This is a genomic window from Gordonia sp. NPDC003429 (assembly GCF_053588575.1).
The window spans coordinates 1-17,120 of sequence record NZ_JBSFQF010000024.1; the positions used below are offsets into that span (position 1 = coordinate 1).

Here is a 17,120-nt window from a genome sequence, read left to right on the forward strand (position 1 = left end):
CCCACCCATCGAATACGAGACGCGCTACCGTGACACCGTCGCCTCCAAAGCGGAGGTGGCCTAAACCAGGTCTCCATCCGATCCAGGACGGTTCATTGAGCTTGTCGAAACCACCGCTGGTTGAGCGCCCCAACCCGCTGGTTGAGCTTGTCGAAACCACCGCCCGCTGGTTGAGCTTGTCGAAACCACCGTGACGCCGCTCGCCACCGAAGTTCAGCAGCCAAGCACGATCTTGCCGACCGCCTCCCCCGATTCCGACAGCCGATGCGCGGCCCGCAGGTTCTCCACCGTGATTCCGTCGAACACCCGGTTGACGGTGGTGCGTACGCGGTCGGCCTCCACCAGCGCGGCCACCTCACCGAGAATCCGATGCTGCGAGTCGTCGTGGGGCAAGAACAGCGGCTTGCTGAACATCAATTCCCAATGCCAGCTCTGACTCTTCTGCTTGAGCGGCAACGTGTCGAGGCCCTCGGGTTCGTCGATGGCCACCACCTGACCGTGCACCCGCATGATCTCGGCATAGGTGTCCACATTCCCGGCCGAATGCGGCGAGAACACGTACTCAACGCCTTCCGGCACGATTCCCGGTACAGCGCTACTCATTTCGCGCGGCGACACGATGTGATGCGCACCCATGTGCCGCGCCCACTCAAGAGACTCCGGCCGCGACGCGGTGGCGATCACGGTGAGTTCGGTAAGCGCCCGTGCCAGCTGGATCACCATCGAGCCCACCCCACCCGCACCGCCGACAACCAGCAACGTCTCCTCCTCCACCCTGTTCACCCGCAGCTTCTCGAACAACGACTCCCACGCCGTCAGGCTGGTCAATGGCAGCGCAGCCGCCTCGGCGAACGAGAGGTTCTCCGGTTTGCGTCCGACGATGTGTTCGTCGACGAGCTGCAAGCGCGCATTGCTGCCCGGGCGGTCGATGACGCCGGCGTAGTACACCTCGTCACCCACCGCGAACCGTTCGACGTCGGCACCCACGGCGACAACCACTCCCGCGGAATCGAAGCCGAGCACCTTGGGCGCCTCCGCCGGCTCGAACGACGCGCGCTGTTTCACGTCGACCGGGTTCACCGACACCGCACGCACCTCGACGAGCAGGTCGTGCGGGCCGGGCTCGCCGAGGTCGAGGTCGATCTCCACGAAGGAGGTGTCGGCATCCACCGGACCCGGCACTAACGCGGCGATCGCGGAGGTAACGGCCATAGCCCGACGCTACTCGGGGCTACCGTAGAGGGGTGAGCGTCCACGGCTACATCCTCAATTCACCGTCCACCTTCATCTCCGACTCGCTCCGCGGCTTCGTGGCCGCACACCCCGACATCGGCTGGCAAAACGACCCCGGCTTCCTCCACCGACGCGATCGCGGCGACCACCAGCATGTGGCGGTGATCTCCGGCGGCGGCTCCGGACACGAGCCAATGCATTCGAGCATGATCGGCCCGGGCATGCTCGACGCCGCCTGCCCGGGCCTGGTGTTCACCTCGCCCAACGCGCTGCAGATCGTCGGCGCGACGAAGTGGGCTGATCGCGGCGCCGGCGTACTTCACGTGGTGAAGAACTACACCGGCGACGTGATGAACTTCCGCATCGCACGCCATCTGCTCGCCGACGAGATCGAGACCGACTCGGTGGTCGTCGCCGATGACGTTGCGACAGAATCTGATTCGGGTCCCGGTCGTCGTGGCACCGGGGCCACGATCCTGGTCGAGAAGGTGTGCGGCGCGGCCGCGGCCCGCGGCGACGACCTCGCCGCGGTGGCCGAGATCGGGCGCCGCGCCGTCGACAACGCGCGCAGCTATGCCGTGGCCTATCACGCCTGCACCATCCCCGGCGCCGACGCACCCACGTTCGAGCTCGACGACGACGAGATGGCGTTCGGTGTGGGCATCCACGGTGAGGCCGGGGTGGAGCAGGCCACCAAGGTGGGAGCACGCGAACTGGTCAACCGGATGATCGACCCCATCGTCGATTCGCTCTCGCTGGTACGCGACGAGCAGGTGATCTGCCTGGTCAACGGGCTGGGTTCGGCGCATCCGCTCGAACTCGACCTGGTCTTCGGTGAGGCGCTCGCCGACCTCGACCGCCGCGGCATCACCGTGGCCCGCCCGATGGTGGGCACCTTCATCACCGCCCTCGACATGACCGGCGTGTCGATCACGCTCCTGCGCACCGACGACGAGCTCCTCGAACTCTTCGACGCCCCCACCGGCGCTCCCGGCTGGGCAGCGGCACCGGCCCGCAGCCCCGCCAAACTCGTCGACACCTCCTTTGCCCAGCCCGACGACGCCGCCGACAGCGGCGACGAGAACGCCTGGCTCACCGCGTTCGTGAAGCGGGTGCAGGAATCGATCGACGACCTCACCGAACTCGATCAGAAGGCCGGCGACGGCGATTTCGGCACCAACATGGAGGCGGCGCTGGGGCACTTCGACCTTCCGCTGCGCGGATCGGACGCCGACGTTCTCAAGGCGATCAGCACGTCGTATCTGGTGCGCGCCGGCGGCACGTCGGGCGCCATCTTCGGCGTGCTGTTCCGCCATCTCGCGCAGGAGTTTGCCGACGAGGACGATTTCACCGCCGCGCTGCGCGACGGATCGGCGTCGGCGCTCCACGAGATCCAGACACTCGGTGGCGCCGAGGTGGGCGACAAAACGCTGGTCGACGCACTCTCGCCGGCGTCCGACACCCTTGGGGAAGGCGGATCGTTGTCCGATGTCGCCGAGAGTGCGGAGTCCGGTGCCGAGGCGACACGAGACACCACCGCCACCAAGGGCAGGGCAAGCTATGTGGGCGAAAATGCCAGAGGCGTAGTCGATCCCGGCGCACTCGTGGTTTCCTGGCTGTATCGCGCCGCCGCCGACACCGCCGACTGATCGGTCACACTTGGCGGACACCTCCGATTCACCGCACCGCCCAACCACCGTTATCGCACCGTGACGTGGATTGCGGTTTCATCGCAATTGCTCCGTGACCCGGGCGCCCGGTCGGCGCCACGCACTAGGTTCGGTGCACGGGGGTCAGCACGTGAGGGAGTGATGATGGTGGATTCCGTTGACGAACTCGCTGCACTCGTAGACCGCATCGGACAACGCGACGCGACGGCCTTCGCCCGCTTCTATGACCTCACCAGTCACCGCGTTTACGGCATGGCGCTGCGCATCCTGCGCGATCCCGGGCTCAGCGAGGAGACCACGCAGGAGGTCTACCTCAACGTATGGCGCTCCGCCGATGGTTACCGCCCAGAATCAGGAACGGTACTCGGCTGGCTGATGACCCTCACACACCGCAGGTCGGTGGACCGCGTCCGCGCCGAATCCGCCTCGCGCCGTAGGACTCTCGCCTACACCAACGCCGAACAGCCGAGCCGCGTGGAGCACGACGTGGTGATCGAATCGGCCGAACGACGAGAGACGGTGCGGGAGGTCAGGTCGGTGCTCGACCGGCTCACCGAGCTGCAACGCGAGGCGATCGAGCTGGCGTACTTCCGCGGCCTCACCTACCGAGAGGTGGCCGACGAACTCGGCATCGCACTGCCGACGGTGAAGTCACGCATCCGGCAGGCGCTCAAGCGGCTCGAACCGCACGTGGCCCCCGCGGCCTGAGCAGCCGCCCCTAGTAGCCAGATGATGCGACGAAAGGCTCTGCCCGGTGAGGGCAGAGCCTTTCGACTGCTCATACGTTCATCGGCGTCAGCCGAGAACCAGCGACTCTCCGTCGGCCGACACGTTGACGGGCACCACGTCGCCGTCGCGGATGTCGCCGGCCAGCAGCGCCTTGGCGAGCTGATCGCCGATGGCCTGCTGCACCAGCCGCCGCAGCGGGCGTGCGCCGTACAGCGGGTCGAAACCACGCTCGGCCAGCCATTCCTTGGCCTTGGGTGTCACCTGTAGCTCCAGGCGACGCTGGGCCAGCCGCTTCTGCAGTTGGTTGAGCTGGATGTCGACGATGGAGACGAGTTCCTCGGGGCTCAGCGCCTCGAAGATCACCACGTCGTCGAGACGGTTGATGAACTCCGGCTTGAACGCCGCGCGCACCGCCGCCATCACCTGGTCGCGATCGCCCCCGGAACCGAGGTTGGAGGTGAGGATCAGGATGGTGTTGCGGAAGTCGACGGTGCGTCCCTGCCCGTCGGTCAGGCGTCCCTCGTCGAGCACCTGCAACAGGATGTCGAACACGTCGGGATGGGCCTTCTCGACCTCGTCGAACAGCACCACCGTGTACGGACGACGCCGCACCGCCTCGGTGAGCTGTCCGCCCTGCTCGTAACCGACGTAGCCGGGAGGAGCGCCGACAAGCCGTGCCACGGCATGCTTTTCGCCGTACTCACTCATGTCGATGCGCACCATCGCGCGCTCGTCGTCGAACAGGAACTCCGCCAGCGCCTTGGCCAGCTCCGTCTTGCCCACACCGGTGGGACCGAGGAACAGGAACGAACCCAGCGGCCGGTTGGGGTCGGCCACACCGGCACGTGCTCGACGCACCGCGTCGGACACTGCCACCACGGCCTCTTTCTGACCGATGACCCGGTGGCCGAGTTCGTCTTCCATGCGCAGCAGCTTGGCGGTTTCCCCCTCGAGCATCTTGCCCGCGGGGATGCCCGTCCATGCCGACACCACCTGTGCGACGTCGTCGGGGCCCACCTCCTCCTGCAGCATCACGTCCTGGTCGGGATCGGTGCCGGTCTTCTCGATCGCGGCCTCCAGGTCCTTTTCCAGGCCCGGGATCTTGCCGTACCGCAGTTCGGCGGCCCGACCGAGGTCTCCGTCGCGCTCGGCGCGATCGGCCTCGCCGCGGAGCAGTTCGAGCTCCTCCTTGACGTCGCGCACCGCGTCGATGGCGGTCTTCTCGCTCTGCCAACGGGCGGAGAGCTCGTTGAGCTTTTCCTTCTCGTCGGCGAGTTCTTGGCGCAGCTTGTCCAGGCGGTCCTTCGACGCTGCGTCGGTCTCCTTCTCCAAGGCGAGTTCCTCGACCTCGAGCCGACGGACCACACGCTCGACGGCATCGATCTCCTCGGGGCGCGAGTCGATCTCCATCCGCAGCCGCGATGCGGCCTCGTCGACGAGGTCAATGGCCTTGTCGGGCAAGAAGCGCGAGGTGATGTAGCGGTCGGAAAGCGTTGCAGCAGCGACCAATGCGGAGTCGGTGATGCGCACACCGTGGTGCACCTCGTAGCGCTCCTTGAGGCCACGCAGAATGCCGATGGCGTCTTCGACGCTCGGCTCACCGACGTACACCTGCTGGAAACGACGCTCCAGGGCCGCGTCCTTCTCGATGTACTGGCGGTACTCCTCCAGGGTGGTGGCACCCACGAGTCGCAGTTCGCCGCGCGCGAGCATCGGCTTGATCATGTTGCCCGCGTCCATGGCGGAATCGCCGGTGGCGCCGGCACCCACGATGGTGTGCAGCTCGTCGATGAAGGTGATGATCTGTCCGGCGGAGCCCTTGATCTCGTCGAGGACGGCCTTGAGCCGCTCCTCGAACTCGCCGCGGTACTTGGCGCCTGCGACCATCGAGCCGAGGTCCAGGGAGACGACCGTCTTGTTGCGCAAGGATTCGGGCACATCGCCGTCGACGACGCGCTGGGCGAGGCCTTCGACGATGGCGGTCTTGCCGACACCGGGTTCGCCGATGAGCACCGGGTTGTTCTTGGTCCGGCGGCTGAGCACCTGCACCACGCGGCGGATCTCGGCGTCACGGCCGATCACCGGATCGAGCTTGCCCTCACGGGCCGCCTTGGTGAGGTCGGTGGAGTACTTCTCCAGAGCCTGATAGGTGGATTCGGGGTCTTCGGAGGTGACCCGCGCGCTGCCGCGGACGGCAACAAACGCCTCCCGCAGGGCCTGCGGGGTGGCGCCGGCATTGTGCAGCAGCTTGGCCACATCGGAATCGCCGGTAGCCAGGCCGACCACCAGATGCTCGGTGGAGACGTACTCGTCGTTCAATTCGGTGGCCAGTTGCTGGGCAGCACTGACCGCCGCGATCGACTCGCGGGAGAGCTGCGGCTGGGCGCTGGCGCTCGACACCGTGGGCGCCCGATCGACCATCGCCTGGGCTTGTGCGCGAATGCTCGACGGATCGACTCCGACCGCCTTGAGCAGCGGCGATGCGATGCCGTCGGACTGATCGAGCAGCGCAACCAGGATGTGGGCGGGACGCACGTCGGGGTTGCCAGCAGCGGCCGCCGCCTGCACCGCAGCACTCAGCGCCTGCTGGGTCTTGGTGGTGGGGGTGAAGCTGTCCACTTCGTGTGCACCTTTCTCTACGTGTTCTTAAGTCTGTATGGCTCAATTATGGCCAATCAGAGTGTGCAACGCACGCAGAGTTGAGTGCATTCCGCTCAGGTTTAGGTCGTACTTGTGACTTGAGTCACTTTACATTGCTGCCGCGCGCGGTCAGTTTCTGGACTGAACTCATAAGCGCCCGTGCGCAGCCAGTTCTTTGACCATCGAGCACCGAGTCTCGAATCCGCAACAGCGGCCGTAACGATGCGGACCGTCACGACGACTACTGTGACATAGGTCACTGAAAGGTCCGTCATGTCAGCAACACGCATTTCGACGAAACGGGTAGGTGCGGCAATCGCAGCACTCCTCGCGACCGGCCTTGTGTTGGCCGGTGCCGGCGATGCTCGCGCAGATACGAACAAGTGCGACGTCCGGTGGGATCCGCTCGGTGCGTCGGTGGCATGTCACGACAGCGGCGCTCCCCAGAGCAGAGAGTATGTGCTGATCGTGGAGTGTTGGGGTCTCCACGGTGTTCCCAACAGATTCCCGCTCTATGAGTTCGGCCCCTACAGACAATCCAGTCGATGGTTTGTGCCCACCGGTCGAGCGTCGGGCAACTGTAGTTCGAGTTGGGGCGCGCCGTCGTTCAATGTCGGCGTCGTGACCGGAGCTCACGTGGAGATCTACCGCGCGTAATGATGACCTCGTCGATGCATCCAGAGGCAGCGGCCGCCGCCCTCGTTGTCAGCTGGCATCGAAGTTGATGCGAAGAAGATTCCCGCGGCCGGCCGGAGACTCGATCGCATCCTCGATGTGAACGGGGTCGGCGTGGTGGATACCGACAAGGCGCAAGGCAACATTGCGCGTCAGGCATTCCGGGACTTCGGCAAAGGGATGGGCCATCCTGCCGAGTTGAACCTCGGGGACTGCTTCTCTTACGCGCTGGCAATCCATCGAGACCTTCCACTGCTCTGGAAGGGGAATGACTTCACCCACACAGGGATACGATCCGCCCTGTCCGAGGTGCACAACGACCAAGACACGTGACCTGGAAATCCCGCGGGCCACAATGCAAGTGCGGTGCAGCGGTGGTTGGATAACTCAGAGCTCAGGCGATCGGAGGTGCGTCGGTGTCATCCGAATCGCCTCCACGGCGCAGTATTTCAGCCCGGGCACGGTCGATGCCACCGTGCTCCAACGCTGCGAGAACCGACTCCCCGGCCCACACAATCTCGCCGCCGCGGCGCCGAACTTCGACGGTCATACGTGCCCCGAGATGTTCGATCGCCCCCGGGATGTTGCGTCGCTGGCTGGGAATCGGCACCGGCAGCACATGTGCATCGCCCAATCGGCCGGTGCCTTCGACTCGTACGCTGTAACGTCGTCCGGCGGATTGCAGCAACCATGATTCGTCGGTCACCCGTGCGCGAACCGGAGAGATCAGCGGGTCGCCGACCCGCACCAGACGTCCACCCGGCAGGCGCACCACGACGACAGTGACCTCGGTCTTGAGTGGTCCGGCGCGGACCATTCCGCCCGCGAAGGCCACACACGCGTCCGGCTCGGCGAATCCCTGCGCCTGACCCCACCACCAACTCTCCGGGAATCCTTCACGACCCCAATTCTTTTCGGCGTACACCTGAGCGCCGTCGAGGTCCCATGTCGCGTCGCCGACGGTGGCGGTGCCGCTCGCCCGGCCACCGAGTAGCCACGGATGCCAATACTGGTTGAGTGCCGGCACGGAGTGGAAAAGACCCGAGGCGCCGTGCGAATGTCGCGGCCACGGCACAGGATTGTCGACGCGGACGTCGAGTCGCGAATCCGCGCCAAGATCCATGTGGACCTCGCCCATGTCGGCGCGAAAGGCCGGACTTGCGGTGACCTCGAGGACGCGGGGATTGTCCGACGCATTTGGATGCGCAGACGTCCGCAGCATTCGATTCGGATGGGAGGCCATACCCAGTGTGGCCCAACGCTCGCCGTCCGGAGCCGTGTTGACCCCGCACAATGCGATCAGCGTGCGTCCCCGGTCGGGTTGGGTGAACCGCCAGAAGTAGCCCTCCATGGCCACACCGTGCCCCGCAAGGAGATTGCCGAATGGACGGTCCGCGCCGCTGGAGCGATACCACGAGGTCAGACGAGACATGTTTCTCCCCCAGTCCCTGCAGCTGCGTGCCTGTCACGACGCTACCGCGAGCTGGTGTGATGCGGGTCGCTTTCGACTGGCGCCTACAGTCCGCCGGCCAGCGTTCACATCGGGACGCGCTCGCTTGCAGGTCGGTTCCCGGGATCGACCGCGCTACGTCGTGTAGAGGCTGTGAAGGATCCTGCCGATGTCTCTCCAGTCGACCAGGTCGCCGGTGGCCACCGCGTTCATGAAGTCCTCGGCGCCATCGTTATCCAGCGCGACCTCGGGGTGAATGTCGTTGAGGCCCAGGAAGACGTAAGCGGATTGCCATGCAATCCGCGTGTTCCCATCGACGAACGGGTGGTTCGCAGTGAGCCATTGCAGCAGCGCGGCGGCCTTGCCCCATTCATCGGGGTAGGCGTCGAGACCGAACGCCGACGCCTTGGGTCGCGCCACCGCAGACTGAAGGAGCCCCTCGTCGCGGACGACAAGGGGCTCCTCGCATGCGATCGAACCGACAAGTGACAACCGCGTCTCGATCGAGGTAGATCGTCACTTGAGTCTGCGGTTCAGTTCAGCCGACCACTCGGCCCCCTCCCGGGCAAGGTCCTCGACGCGCTGGCGGTAGTTGCTCGACCGATCAATCACCGCATTGTGGACAAATGCCTTCAGCGACGTGCCCTCTCGTTCGGCCGCCGCCTTCAGTTGGGCGTGTTCCGCATCGGTGAATTCGATGTTGAGTGACGGCATCGTTGAGTTCTTCCATTCACGTCGCAACCATCGGCACCGGATTGGGTACCAGTTAGTACCTCGCGGTGGCCAAAGCGATGTCAGTGCGCTTCCTCGGTGCTGTGCGAGTTGGTGAGAGTGAGCGCACCGAAGACGGAGATGACGCCGACCACCACCGCGAGCACCGCGTAGGCGACGCTCTCGCCGTGGAAGAAGGTGTGCACCAGATCGCTGCTCCATGTCCCGGAGGGCAGGTGTGTGGCCACCAGCGCCGCGATCATGGTGCCGACCAGAGCAGTGCCGACACTGGTGCCCACTTCCTGTGCGGTGTCGTTGAGTGCGGTGCCGATCGAGGTGCGGTTGGCCGGCATCGCGTCCACCAGTGCGACCGCACAGATCGTCATCACGGTCCGCAGACCGATCGTCAGCAACACCATGCAGACCGCGATGGCGAGGTACCCGTGGTTGACGCCCCAGGCGAGACCCACCAGAGATACGGTCAGCGCCAGAGCTCCTATCAGACAAGCGATCCGGTGACCGAAGCGCTTCACCATCCACTCGGTGAGCGGTGTGGCCACCAGCATCGTGACGATCATCGGAAGGTTGGCGAGGCCCGCCTTCATCGGGCTCCATCCCCACGCGTACTGGAAGTGCAGGATCAGCCCGAACATCACCGAGGCCATCGCAACGGACGATCCCACCTGAGCGATCGCGGCACCGCGCACCGTTCCGAGCTTGAACATCGTCAGGTCGAGCATCGGTGCGGCGGTACGACGTTCACGCCAGACGAAGGCCACTGCGGCTGCGATGGATCCGATGATCGAGGCCACCGTCATCGCCGACAGCCAGCCGTGATCGACCCCACTTGTCAGCGACCAGCACGCCAGACCGATGGCGGCAATACTCAGCAGCGCGCCGGGGATGTCGAGTCTGTCGTCGGTCAGTCCGTCGCGGGTGTCGGCCGCCACGCCGAGGCGAATTCCGATGGCGGCGATGAGCGCGATCGGCGCGTTCACCACGAGCAGCCATTCCCACCGCACGTGTGCCAGGGCGGTGCCGCCGAGAATGGGGCCGAGGATGAACCCGCTCATGCCGACGACGATCATCACGGTCATCGCACGCATGCGCAGGGTCTTGTCGTCGAAGAGCCGGAACACCAGTGAATTGGTGATCGGGGCCATCATGGCCGCTGCGATCCCGAGCGCGGCGCGCAACGCGATGAGCTCGCCGGTGGTGGTCACCGCCAGCACCAGCAGACTCAGCGCACCGAATGCGCCGAGGCCGACCATCAGCACACGGCGACGACCGAACCTGTCGGCCACCGACCCGGCGGTCAGCAGCAACCCGCCGAAGGTCAGCGAGTAGGCGCTGGTGATCCATTGGAGGGCGGTGGTGCTGCTGCCCAGGTCGCGGCCGATGGTCGGCAACGCGATCGAGAGCAGCGTGTTGTCGACCATCTCGACGAAGAAGGCCAGACACAGCGCGGCCAGCGGGATCGCCGCCGCGGCGAGGGACGTATAGGTGCGCGACGGTGTGCCGGTCGCGCTCACGGTGGTGGTCATCTGGGACCTCCTCACGGTCAGAGGGACGCTTGATGAACCTCACGGTAAGAAGGCCCGCTGTCGTGGACCTGTCACCGACTGCCGTCGTGCTGTCACCGGCCCGCCCCCGCTGTCGGAACAGGTAGCGCGCTACTCGTGACCGCAGGCCATGCCGTTGCGAACCTTGCTTCACAAGGATGCGCACCAGCGACGAGGACGAGAGCCATGCACACAGTCACCGCCACCATCCCCGTCGGCGAATATCCGGTGGACATCGCGCTGACCGCCGACGGCGCACACGCTTACGTCGCGGACAACGGCAAGACCAGCGCGGGGGGCGCGATCTCCGTGATCGACACCGCGACCGCCACGATGATCGGCACCATCCCGATCGGCGCCTACCTGCAATGCGCGGAAATCGCCCCCAACGGGTCGGCCTACCTCGCGGTCAACGGCAACAACACCGTGCAGGTGATCGACACGGCAACCAACCTCGTCACGGGTCAGATCGGCTTCCCCAGCGCTCCGCAGCAGGTGATCGCCGATCCCGACGGTCTCTTCGCGTACGTCATCGTCGGAGAGGACTCACTCACCGTGATCGACACGACGTCGAACACCGTCACCACCACCACGATCGGTGTCGGCCAGACGCCCCAGCGGGTCGCATTCACGCCCGACGGCTCGCGTGCCTATGTCACCAACATCAACAGCGGAACGGTGTCGGTGATCGACGCGGCCGACAACGTCGTGAAGACGACGATCACGATCGGCACGACCCCCGGCGGGGAGGGTCCGGCGGCGATCGCGACCGCCCCGGACGGCCTGACGGTCTACACGGTCACCGCGAAATACACCGGAGGCGCAGTCTTCGTGATCGACGCGGCCACCAACGCGGTCACCCAGACGATCCCGGTGGGCCGCTGGTCGGTCGACGCCGCAACCAATCCCGACGGCTCGCTGCTCTACGTGACGAACATGGGCGACGGCACCGTGTCGGTGATCGATACCGCGACGCTGGCCGTCATCGACACCGTCGCCGTGGGAAGCTGGCCGACCGGAATCGCGGTGAGTCAGACCGGGACCACCGTGTACGTCGCCAACGCCAACGACAACACCGTCTCGGTCATCACGGTGACATGATGACCGAGACGGATTCGATGCTCAGCGGCGTTCAGCAATACGGTGCCCGCGGCCATCGAAGCGTGCCGTTGTCCGCACTTCAATAGCTGAAGGCGGTTGCGCCGTCACCGATCCACTCCCACAGTTGCACGGTGCCACCCATCTCGGCCGCGGCGATGAACGTCGACGGATCGATGTGCTTGGAATTCACGCAGATCGGGCACACCAGGTAGCGACCGCCTGCAGTCTCGTAGCGTTCCATCAGGGATTGCAGCGACGGGCAGTCAACACAGGCGGTGGCCACCGCGACACCTTTCACCGCGAGGCGAACGGCCTCCTTCGTCAAGAACATTACTGTGGGACGGCCACTTTCGGCGGCACCGACGGCAACGAGGAATGCGACAGTCACCTTCTCCGCGTCTTCGAGGCCGGTGGTCAGACTGATGGCAGCCTTGTTGTCACTCACGTTTACTCCTTCGTGGGTCTGGAAGATTTCGACACCACGAACGCTACGATCCGAACCCGCCGCGGGAATCCGTGCCGGCCGCCACAATTGGTTCGACGTCGACGAGCGACGGTGGCGGCTACCACGTACTTTCGGACACCGTCGACTGATCGACCCTGCGCTCAACCACTCATGAGACGGGCCACCGCCGCGGCCCGTGCCGACCGTCCGCTCAACCCGAGTTTCGCGTAGACCCCACCGAGATGACGTTCGACCGTCCGCACCGACAGCGACAGTTCCTGCGCGATCCGCGCATTGTCGTAGCCGCGCCCGACGAGTTGCAGGACGTCGCGTTCGCGGGTGGTCAGACTGCGTAGCACTGACGGTGTGTCGGGCGTCGACACCGCGTCGCCCGAGATGAACGCCCCGATCTCCCTGACCACCTCGGGCCACACCGGCTCGTCGGCGAGCGTGATGTGGTTGTCGCTGTCCAGGGACATCAAGCGCGCGTGGGGAATTCCGGCGGCCAGCTGACGGCCTTCGGCGAATGGGTTGAAGCGGTCACCGCGGGCATGGATCACCAGGGTCGGTTGCCCGATGTCGGCGAGAAGGGACGTCACATCGGTCTGGGCGCGAGCCTCGCGCGACCGCGCGGCGTTGTCGGCAGAGGTGGCCCGTACCTGCAGATCGTCGAGCCACGACGCCTGCTGCTCGGATGCACCGGGAATCATCAGCTGGGTGAAGACACGACGGAACGTGCTGTCCGGACGAGCCCATCCCACCCTGATCAATCGCTGCAGCATGTCTTCGAGTTCCATCGCTTCGGCGTCACGGACGATGGCCGCATAGGCTCCGTACAGAATGAGCCGACTGACCCGTGCCGGCTGCTGCACGGCATACGCCACCGCGACCGGGCCACCCTGCGACATACCCACGATCGCGCAGCGGTCGAGACCGGCCGCGTCGATCACCGCGGACAGGTCCGCAACGCGTGCCTCGAGTCCGAAATCGTCGACGTCCCAGTCGGACATGCCGAAGCCGCGCTCGTCGTAGCGGATGACCGTGGCGATGCTTCCCAGGTCCTGGAGAAAGTGATGCCACACCGGACTCTGCCAATCGAACTCCAGATGGCTGAGCCAGCACGACGCGAGCAGCAATGGCGGACCGCTGCCATGAATCGCATAGGCAATCCGGGTGCCGTCGGCGCTGCGGCAGAACCGGGTATCGCGGCTGGGCTCCCGGCGCGACAGAGCTGGTGGCGCCATGAATCCGAGAATACCGGTGACCCGGTTACCCCACGCGCAGCGTGGAGATCTGATTCGTCCGCAGGAGCATGTCGTAATAGCGCCCACCCGGGTAGTAGTCGGCAGACTTCTCACCGATCACCATGTCGCTCACCCAGCGCGGCGCCAACCTGCGGAGGATCTGCACGTTCTCCGGGCGTGGCACCCCGAACACCGAGGCGATGCCGATGGCGTCGGTGTCGCTGCCCTCGACGTCGATGTGCAGTCCGGTGGTCAGCTGCGCGCCGAGGAAGTGCTGGCGGGTGGTTTCCTGCAGCCACCGCACACCTTGGCCTCCGGCATTGGAGAGCGACGGCGGCGACGAGAGCACCCTGATCGGCAGTCCAGCCCGCCCGAGTTCAACGGCCGCGGTGTGAAAGTTGTTGCCGATGAAGGAATTCACCGGATCGAACAGCATCAGTCCGGTGAGTCGGCGGTAAACCGCCGGGTGGTCGCGCCGCAGCTCGTTCGCTGCGGTCAGGACGAATTCTCCGCCGGCCGAATGCCCGGAGAACAGCATCTTCGCCGGCATCGTCACGCCGGTGACGTGCGATCGGCGCTCGGCCCGATCCAGACTCTGCGCGAGCGCACCCTTCGGATCGGTGCTGTGCGCAAACACATCGGTCATCGTCGAAATGAACGGTGTGTTGTCGGCGAGATTGTTGGCCACCGAACAACCGGCCGTACTGAACGAGTCGAGTGTCGGCACCACCACCAGCAGGCCCTGGTCGGCATAGGCCTTGGCCATGCCGGCGAGATTGGCGCCCGAACGCAAGAACCCGTGCTGAAGCCACACCAGGCCGACGGCCTCATGCGAGGGAAAATACCAACGCGCGGAGACGTCGACGCGCTGCTGAAGACAGGTGAGGGAGATGTGATCGTCGGCCGTGACGATCGACGGGGCGGTCGCCGGAGCGGCGTGCGCCGAAGCAGCGGTCGGCGCGAGCATCGCGGCGGCCACGATGGCCGCGGTGGCGAGAATCCGCCTGATCAGTGAGTGCATGGACCTTCTCCATCGCCAGTTCTCCGGTCACGCCGGAACGCGCGTTGTGCCGCGTCTAGACAACATAGTCTGGTGCCATGAGCAGCGACTGGCGCGCGACACGCGCCGACGAGGTACGGGCACTGATCATGGCGGCCGAACCGGACATCACCGAAGAGGTCAAATGGCGCAAACCGTCCAATCCGGATGGGGTGCCGACGTTCTCGCTCGACGGCCTGGTCTGCACCTTGGAGACCTACAAGGACAAGATCAAACTCACCTTCGCGCACGGTGCGGCGCTGCCCGATCCGAGCAAAGTCTTCAACGCCAGCCTCACCGCCGGAACGCGCCGCGCCGTCGACCTCAAAGAAGGAGACACCCTCGACGCGGACGCCTTCGGTGACCTGATTCGGGCCGCCGTCGCCTACAACCGTGCGTGACGAGTCTCCCAAATCCTCCAGAAGCACCCAATTCCATCGGCGACATTCCATCGGCGACGCGGTCACGGCACCCGGAATCGCCGCGCGTCGGGACCCTCGCTCCACCCGTGCTCGTCGGCCAGTCCGGCGATGTCGAGCTGGCGCCTGGTGTTCGACAGGGCGGTCACCGTCGCCATGCCGAACGCGCCGTCGCGGTCGAAGAGGTACGCACTGCCCACCGCGACGCCGGCACCCACCAGCTGGTCGATCGCCAGCAGACCGAAATCGGGGGTCCGCGGCATCCGCGAAAGCGCAACGGTGAGATCGGAATTGATGAACCCAACGCCGTCGGTTCCCCAGTTGCACACGAGACTGGTGTTCTCCGCGACCATCGCCGCGCGCACGAATCCCGACGATTCCTCGCCGTCGACCAGCGGCGCCTGATCCTGCCACACGCTCTTGCGTCGTGCGTTCTGATTGGAGAGGTAGTCGGTGGTCCAGTCGTGATCGCCACTGCGGAACAGCGGAATGTTGCCGCCCGCCACCGCGGTACGGTCCGGAGCGGTCAGCAAGGCGTCCACCGGCGCATGCCACGTCTCGCCGCGCGGATCGTCGGCCTCCACCGCTATCACAGCCGCCGCCCGAGCACGCGGCTTTCCCTCCTGGACGATGGTCGCGTCCACCACGACGATCCGCGAGCCCTGGCGCATCACTTCGGTGTCGACGGTGAAGGGCTGGCGCAGCACCGGGCTGAACATGTCGACGGTGAGCCGGATCGGCTGGAATCCCTCGGGGATGAAGCGCTCGAGCGCCCGGGCGAACGCCCCGCACACCACCGGCCCGCCCAGTTGTTTCGGCGACCACGGACTACCCGCGTAGTTGGTCGGCGTCAGTGTCTCCCCGTCGGCGGTGAAATAGAACGGCATCTTCTGTATTTACCATCCCCATCTACCGTCGTGTCACGGCCCACGCACCTCTGCGGTGAAGCCGAGGTTCGTCGTCAGCGCGGTGTCGGTGTGCTCATAGTCCGCCGACGGTACCGACCAGTCGAGGTGCCGGAGCATGTGATGGAGCACGGTGGCCGCCTCCATGAAGGAGAAGTGCATGCCGATGCACTGATGCGCCCCGCCCCCGAACGGCATCCACGCCATACGGTGGCGCCGCTTCTCCTCATCCGCGGAAAACCTTTCGGGCACAAACGACTCGGGTTCGGCCCAGACATCGTCGAGGCGGTGGTTGCTGCCGGTCACGACGATCACAAAGGTGCCCGCCGGAATGTGGTACCCACCCAACGACGTGTCCTTGATCGCGGCACGTGGGATCACCGGTACGGGCGGACGCAGCCGCAACGACTCCTTGAACACCCACTGCATCGCATCTGAGTCCCGCAACTGCGCGAGAGACGGTGCGCGTCCGGCGGATTCGGCCTCAGCACGCAGCCGATCGCGCCAGAGCGGGTTGCGTCCGAGCCGGTAGGCCATCGATGTCATGGCGATCGTGGCGGTGTCGTGCGCGGCGAACAGCATGAACCGCATGTGGTCGACGACGCGTTCGTCGGATAGTTGCTCGCCGTCGGCATCACGGGCCTCGCACAGCGCGGACATGAGGTCGGATCCGGGATTGCGGCGACGCTGCGGCAAAAGCTCACCGAAGAAGTCGTCGACCACCCGGCGGGCCCGGTGTCCGCGGTGCCACCTGCTTCCCGGTATCGGCATCCGCACCAACGCACCTCCGGCCTCGATGAGTTCGACGAATGCCTTGTTGATCCGGTTGGCGTCGGCGCGGGAAAGGTTCTCACCGGCGAACACGTCGAGCGCGATGTCCAGTGCCAGCGCCTTGAGCTCGGCGCGCATGTCCACCGAGCCCCGCGGAAACCGTTCCATCGCCGCCTCGGCGAGCCCATGTATACGACACTGATAGTCGTCGAGCCGATCGGAGGTGAAAGCCTGCTGCATGATCCGGCGATGCCGCCGGTGCTCGTCGTTGTCCATCAGCAGAATGCCGCGCTCGAACAGGCTGCCGAGCGCGAACCCGTAGACGGGTTCGTTCGCGAAGGCGCGGTCGGCGTCGCGCACCAGTTCGGATGCCAGTTCGGGCCCCTGCGCCACGACGATGTCTCGCCCCATGACCCTCAGTACCGAGAGGTCACCGTACCGTTGCCGCAGTTCAAGGGCGAATCCGGCAGGATCCGACCGCACCCGCATCGCCGCCCGGATCGGCACGATCGCGGGCCCCCTCACC

The 17,120-nt window shown here is 65.7% G+C and carries 16 protein-coding genes; 5 read left to right on the forward strand and 11 right to left on the reverse strand.

Annotated elements, in window-relative coordinates; genetic code table 11:
- Positions 1-213: 213 nt before the first annotated feature.
- Complete coding sequence (locus tag ACWDSI_RS19130; protein WP_449757486.1) at positions 214-1,212, reverse strand: zinc-binding alcohol dehydrogenase family protein; 999 nt, start codon at positions 1,210-1,212, stop codon at positions 214-216.
- Between the two features lie 32 nt (positions 1,213-1,244).
- Here ACWDSI_RS19130 and ACWDSI_RS19135 point away from each other — a divergent pair, with 32 nt between their 5' ends.
- Positions 1,245-2,882 carry a dihydroxyacetone kinase family protein gene (locus tag ACWDSI_RS19135; protein ID WP_449757487.1) on the forward strand — a complete coding sequence of 546 codons (1,638 nt, stop codon included), beginning with the start codon at positions 1,245-1,247 and terminating at the stop codon, positions 2,880-2,882.
- Between the two features lie 165 nt (positions 2,883-3,047).
- Positions 3,048-3,611: an ECF RNA polymerase sigma factor SigK gene (gene sigK / locus ACWDSI_RS19140; RefSeq protein ID WP_449757488.1), complete on the forward strand. Its 564-nt coding sequence runs from the start codon at positions 3,048-3,050 to the stop codon at positions 3,609-3,611.
- An 87-nt stretch (positions 3,612-3,698) separates the two neighbouring features.
- On the opposite strand, the gene clpB is transcribed toward sigK, so the two are convergent.
- On the reverse strand, positions 3,699-6,251 hold the full coding sequence (gene clpB, locus ACWDSI_RS19145; RefSeq protein ID WP_449757489.1) for an ATP-dependent chaperone ClpB: 2,553 nt from the start codon (positions 6,249-6,251) through the stop codon (positions 3,699-3,701).
- Positions 6,252-7,037: 786 nt separating this feature from the next.
- Here clpB and ACWDSI_RS19150 point away from each other — a divergent pair.
- A complete protein-coding gene (locus tag ACWDSI_RS19150) occupies positions 7,038-7,280 on the forward strand; it encodes a PIN domain-containing protein (RefSeq protein ID WP_449757505.1) in 243 nt (80 codons plus the stop codon).
- A 61-nt stretch (positions 7,281-7,341) separates the two neighbouring features.
- Here ACWDSI_RS19150 and ACWDSI_RS19155 read toward each other — a convergent pair whose 3' ends face one another.
- The 4 genes from ACWDSI_RS19155 to ACWDSI_RS19170 all read right to left on the reverse strand — a co-directional run bounded on the left by ACWDSI_RS19155 (position 7,342) and on the right by ACWDSI_RS19170 (position 10,652).
- Complete coding sequence (locus ACWDSI_RS19155; RefSeq protein ID WP_449757490.1) at positions 7,342-8,379, reverse strand: tocopherol cyclase family protein; 1,038 nt, start codon at positions 8,377-8,379, stop codon at positions 7,342-7,344.
- A 153-nt stretch (positions 8,380-8,532) separates the two neighbouring features.
- Positions 8,533-8,817 carry a type II toxin-antitoxin system death-on-curing family toxin gene (locus ACWDSI_RS19160; RefSeq protein WP_449757491.1) on the reverse strand — a complete coding sequence of 95 codons (285 nt, stop codon included), beginning with the start codon at positions 8,815-8,817 and terminating at the stop codon, positions 8,533-8,535.
- A 96-nt stretch (positions 8,818-8,913) separates the two neighbouring features.
- Positions 8,914-9,111 (reverse strand): antitoxin Phd, encoded by a 198-nt coding sequence (locus ACWDSI_RS19165; protein ID WP_449748605.1) that lies wholly within the window; start codon positions 9,109-9,111, stop codon positions 8,914-8,916.
- Between the two features lie 80 nt (positions 9,112-9,191).
- On the reverse strand, positions 9,192-10,652 hold the full coding sequence (locus tag ACWDSI_RS19170; RefSeq protein ID WP_449757492.1) for an MFS transporter: 1,461 nt from the start codon (positions 10,650-10,652) through the stop codon (positions 9,192-9,194).
- 204 nt (positions 10,653-10,856) lie between these two features.
- Here ACWDSI_RS19170 and ACWDSI_RS19175 point away from each other — a divergent pair, with 204 nt between their 5' ends.
- Positions 10,857-11,771: a beta-propeller fold lactonase family protein gene (locus ACWDSI_RS19175; protein WP_449757493.1), complete on the forward strand. Its 915-nt coding sequence runs from the start codon at positions 10,857-10,859 to the stop codon at positions 11,769-11,771.
- 79 nt (positions 11,772-11,850) lie between these two features.
- On the opposite strand, the gene ACWDSI_RS19180 is transcribed toward ACWDSI_RS19175, so the two are convergent.
- The 3 genes from ACWDSI_RS19180 to ACWDSI_RS19190 form a co-directional block, all read right to left on the reverse strand.
- Positions 11,851-12,216: a DsrE family protein gene (locus ACWDSI_RS19180; protein ID WP_449748608.1), complete on the reverse strand. Its 366-nt coding sequence runs from the start codon at positions 12,214-12,216 to the stop codon at positions 11,851-11,853.
- A 161-nt stretch (positions 12,217-12,377) separates the two neighbouring features.
- On the reverse strand, positions 12,378-13,460 hold the full coding sequence (locus ACWDSI_RS19185; protein WP_449757494.1) for an alpha/beta fold hydrolase: 1,083 nt from the start codon (positions 13,458-13,460) through the stop codon (positions 12,378-12,380).
- Between the two features lie 25 nt (positions 13,461-13,485).
- Positions 13,486-14,481 carry an alpha/beta hydrolase gene (locus ACWDSI_RS19190; protein ID WP_449757495.1) on the reverse strand — a complete coding sequence of 332 codons (996 nt, stop codon included), beginning with the start codon at positions 14,479-14,481 and terminating at the stop codon, positions 13,486-13,488.
- Between the two features lie 77 nt (positions 14,482-14,558).
- On the opposite strand from ACWDSI_RS19190, the gene ACWDSI_RS19195 reads away from it, so the two are divergent.
- Positions 14,559-14,900 carry a DUF1801 domain-containing protein gene (locus ACWDSI_RS19195; protein ID WP_449757496.1) on the forward strand — a complete coding sequence of 114 codons (342 nt, stop codon included), beginning with the start codon at positions 14,559-14,561 and terminating at the stop codon, positions 14,898-14,900.
- Between the two features lie 62 nt (positions 14,901-14,962).
- On the opposite strand, the gene ACWDSI_RS19200 is transcribed toward ACWDSI_RS19195, so the two are convergent.
- Positions 14,963-15,805 (reverse strand): acyl-CoA thioesterase domain-containing protein, encoded by an 843-nt coding sequence (locus tag ACWDSI_RS19200; protein ID WP_449757497.1) that lies wholly within the window; start codon positions 15,803-15,805, stop codon positions 14,963-14,965.
- A 33-nt stretch (positions 15,806-15,838) separates the two neighbouring features.
- A complete protein-coding gene (locus tag ACWDSI_RS19205) occupies positions 15,839-17,119 on the reverse strand; it encodes a cytochrome P450 (protein WP_449757498.1) in 1,281 nt (426 codons plus the stop codon).
- Position 17,120 lies beyond the last annotated feature (1 nt).

Bases quoted from the DNA above. Each gene is read 5' to 3' on its own strand.
- ACWDSI_RS19130 (WP_449757486.1), bottom strand. From the start codon at position 1,212: ATGGCCGTTACCTCCGCGATCGCCGCGTTAGTGCCGGGTCCGGTGGAT.
- sigK (WP_449757488.1), top strand. From the start codon at position 3,048: ATGGTGGATTCCGTTGACGAACTCGCTGCACTCGTAGACCGCATCGGA.
- ACWDSI_RS19155 (WP_449757490.1), bottom strand. From the start codon at position 8,379: ATGTCTCGTCTGACCTCGTGGTATCGCTCCAGCGGCGCGGACCGTCCA.
- ACWDSI_RS19165 (WP_449748605.1), bottom strand. From the start codon at position 9,111: ATGCCGTCACTCAACATCGAATTCACCGATGCGGAACACGCCCAACTG.
- ACWDSI_RS19170 (WP_449757492.1), bottom strand. From the start codon at position 10,652: ATGACCACCACCGTGAGCGCGACCGGCACACCGTCGCGCACCTATACG.
- ACWDSI_RS19175 (WP_449757493.1), top strand. From the start codon at position 10,857: ATGCACACAGTCACCGCCACCATCCCCGTCGGCGAATATCCGGTGGAC.
- ACWDSI_RS19185 (WP_449757494.1), bottom strand. From the start codon at position 13,460: ATGGCGCCACCAGCTCTGTCGCGCCGGGAGCCCAGCCGCGATACCCGG.
- ACWDSI_RS19190 (WP_449757495.1), bottom strand. From the start codon at position 14,481: ATGCACTCACTGATCAGGCGGATTCTCGCCACCGCGGCCATCGTGGCC.
- ACWDSI_RS19195 (WP_449757496.1), top strand. From the start codon at position 14,559: ATGAGCAGCGACTGGCGCGCGACACGCGCCGACGAGGTACGGGCACTG.
- ACWDSI_RS19200 (WP_449757497.1), bottom strand. From the start codon at position 15,805: ATGCCGTTCTATTTCACCGCCGACGGGGAGACACTGACGCCGACCAAC.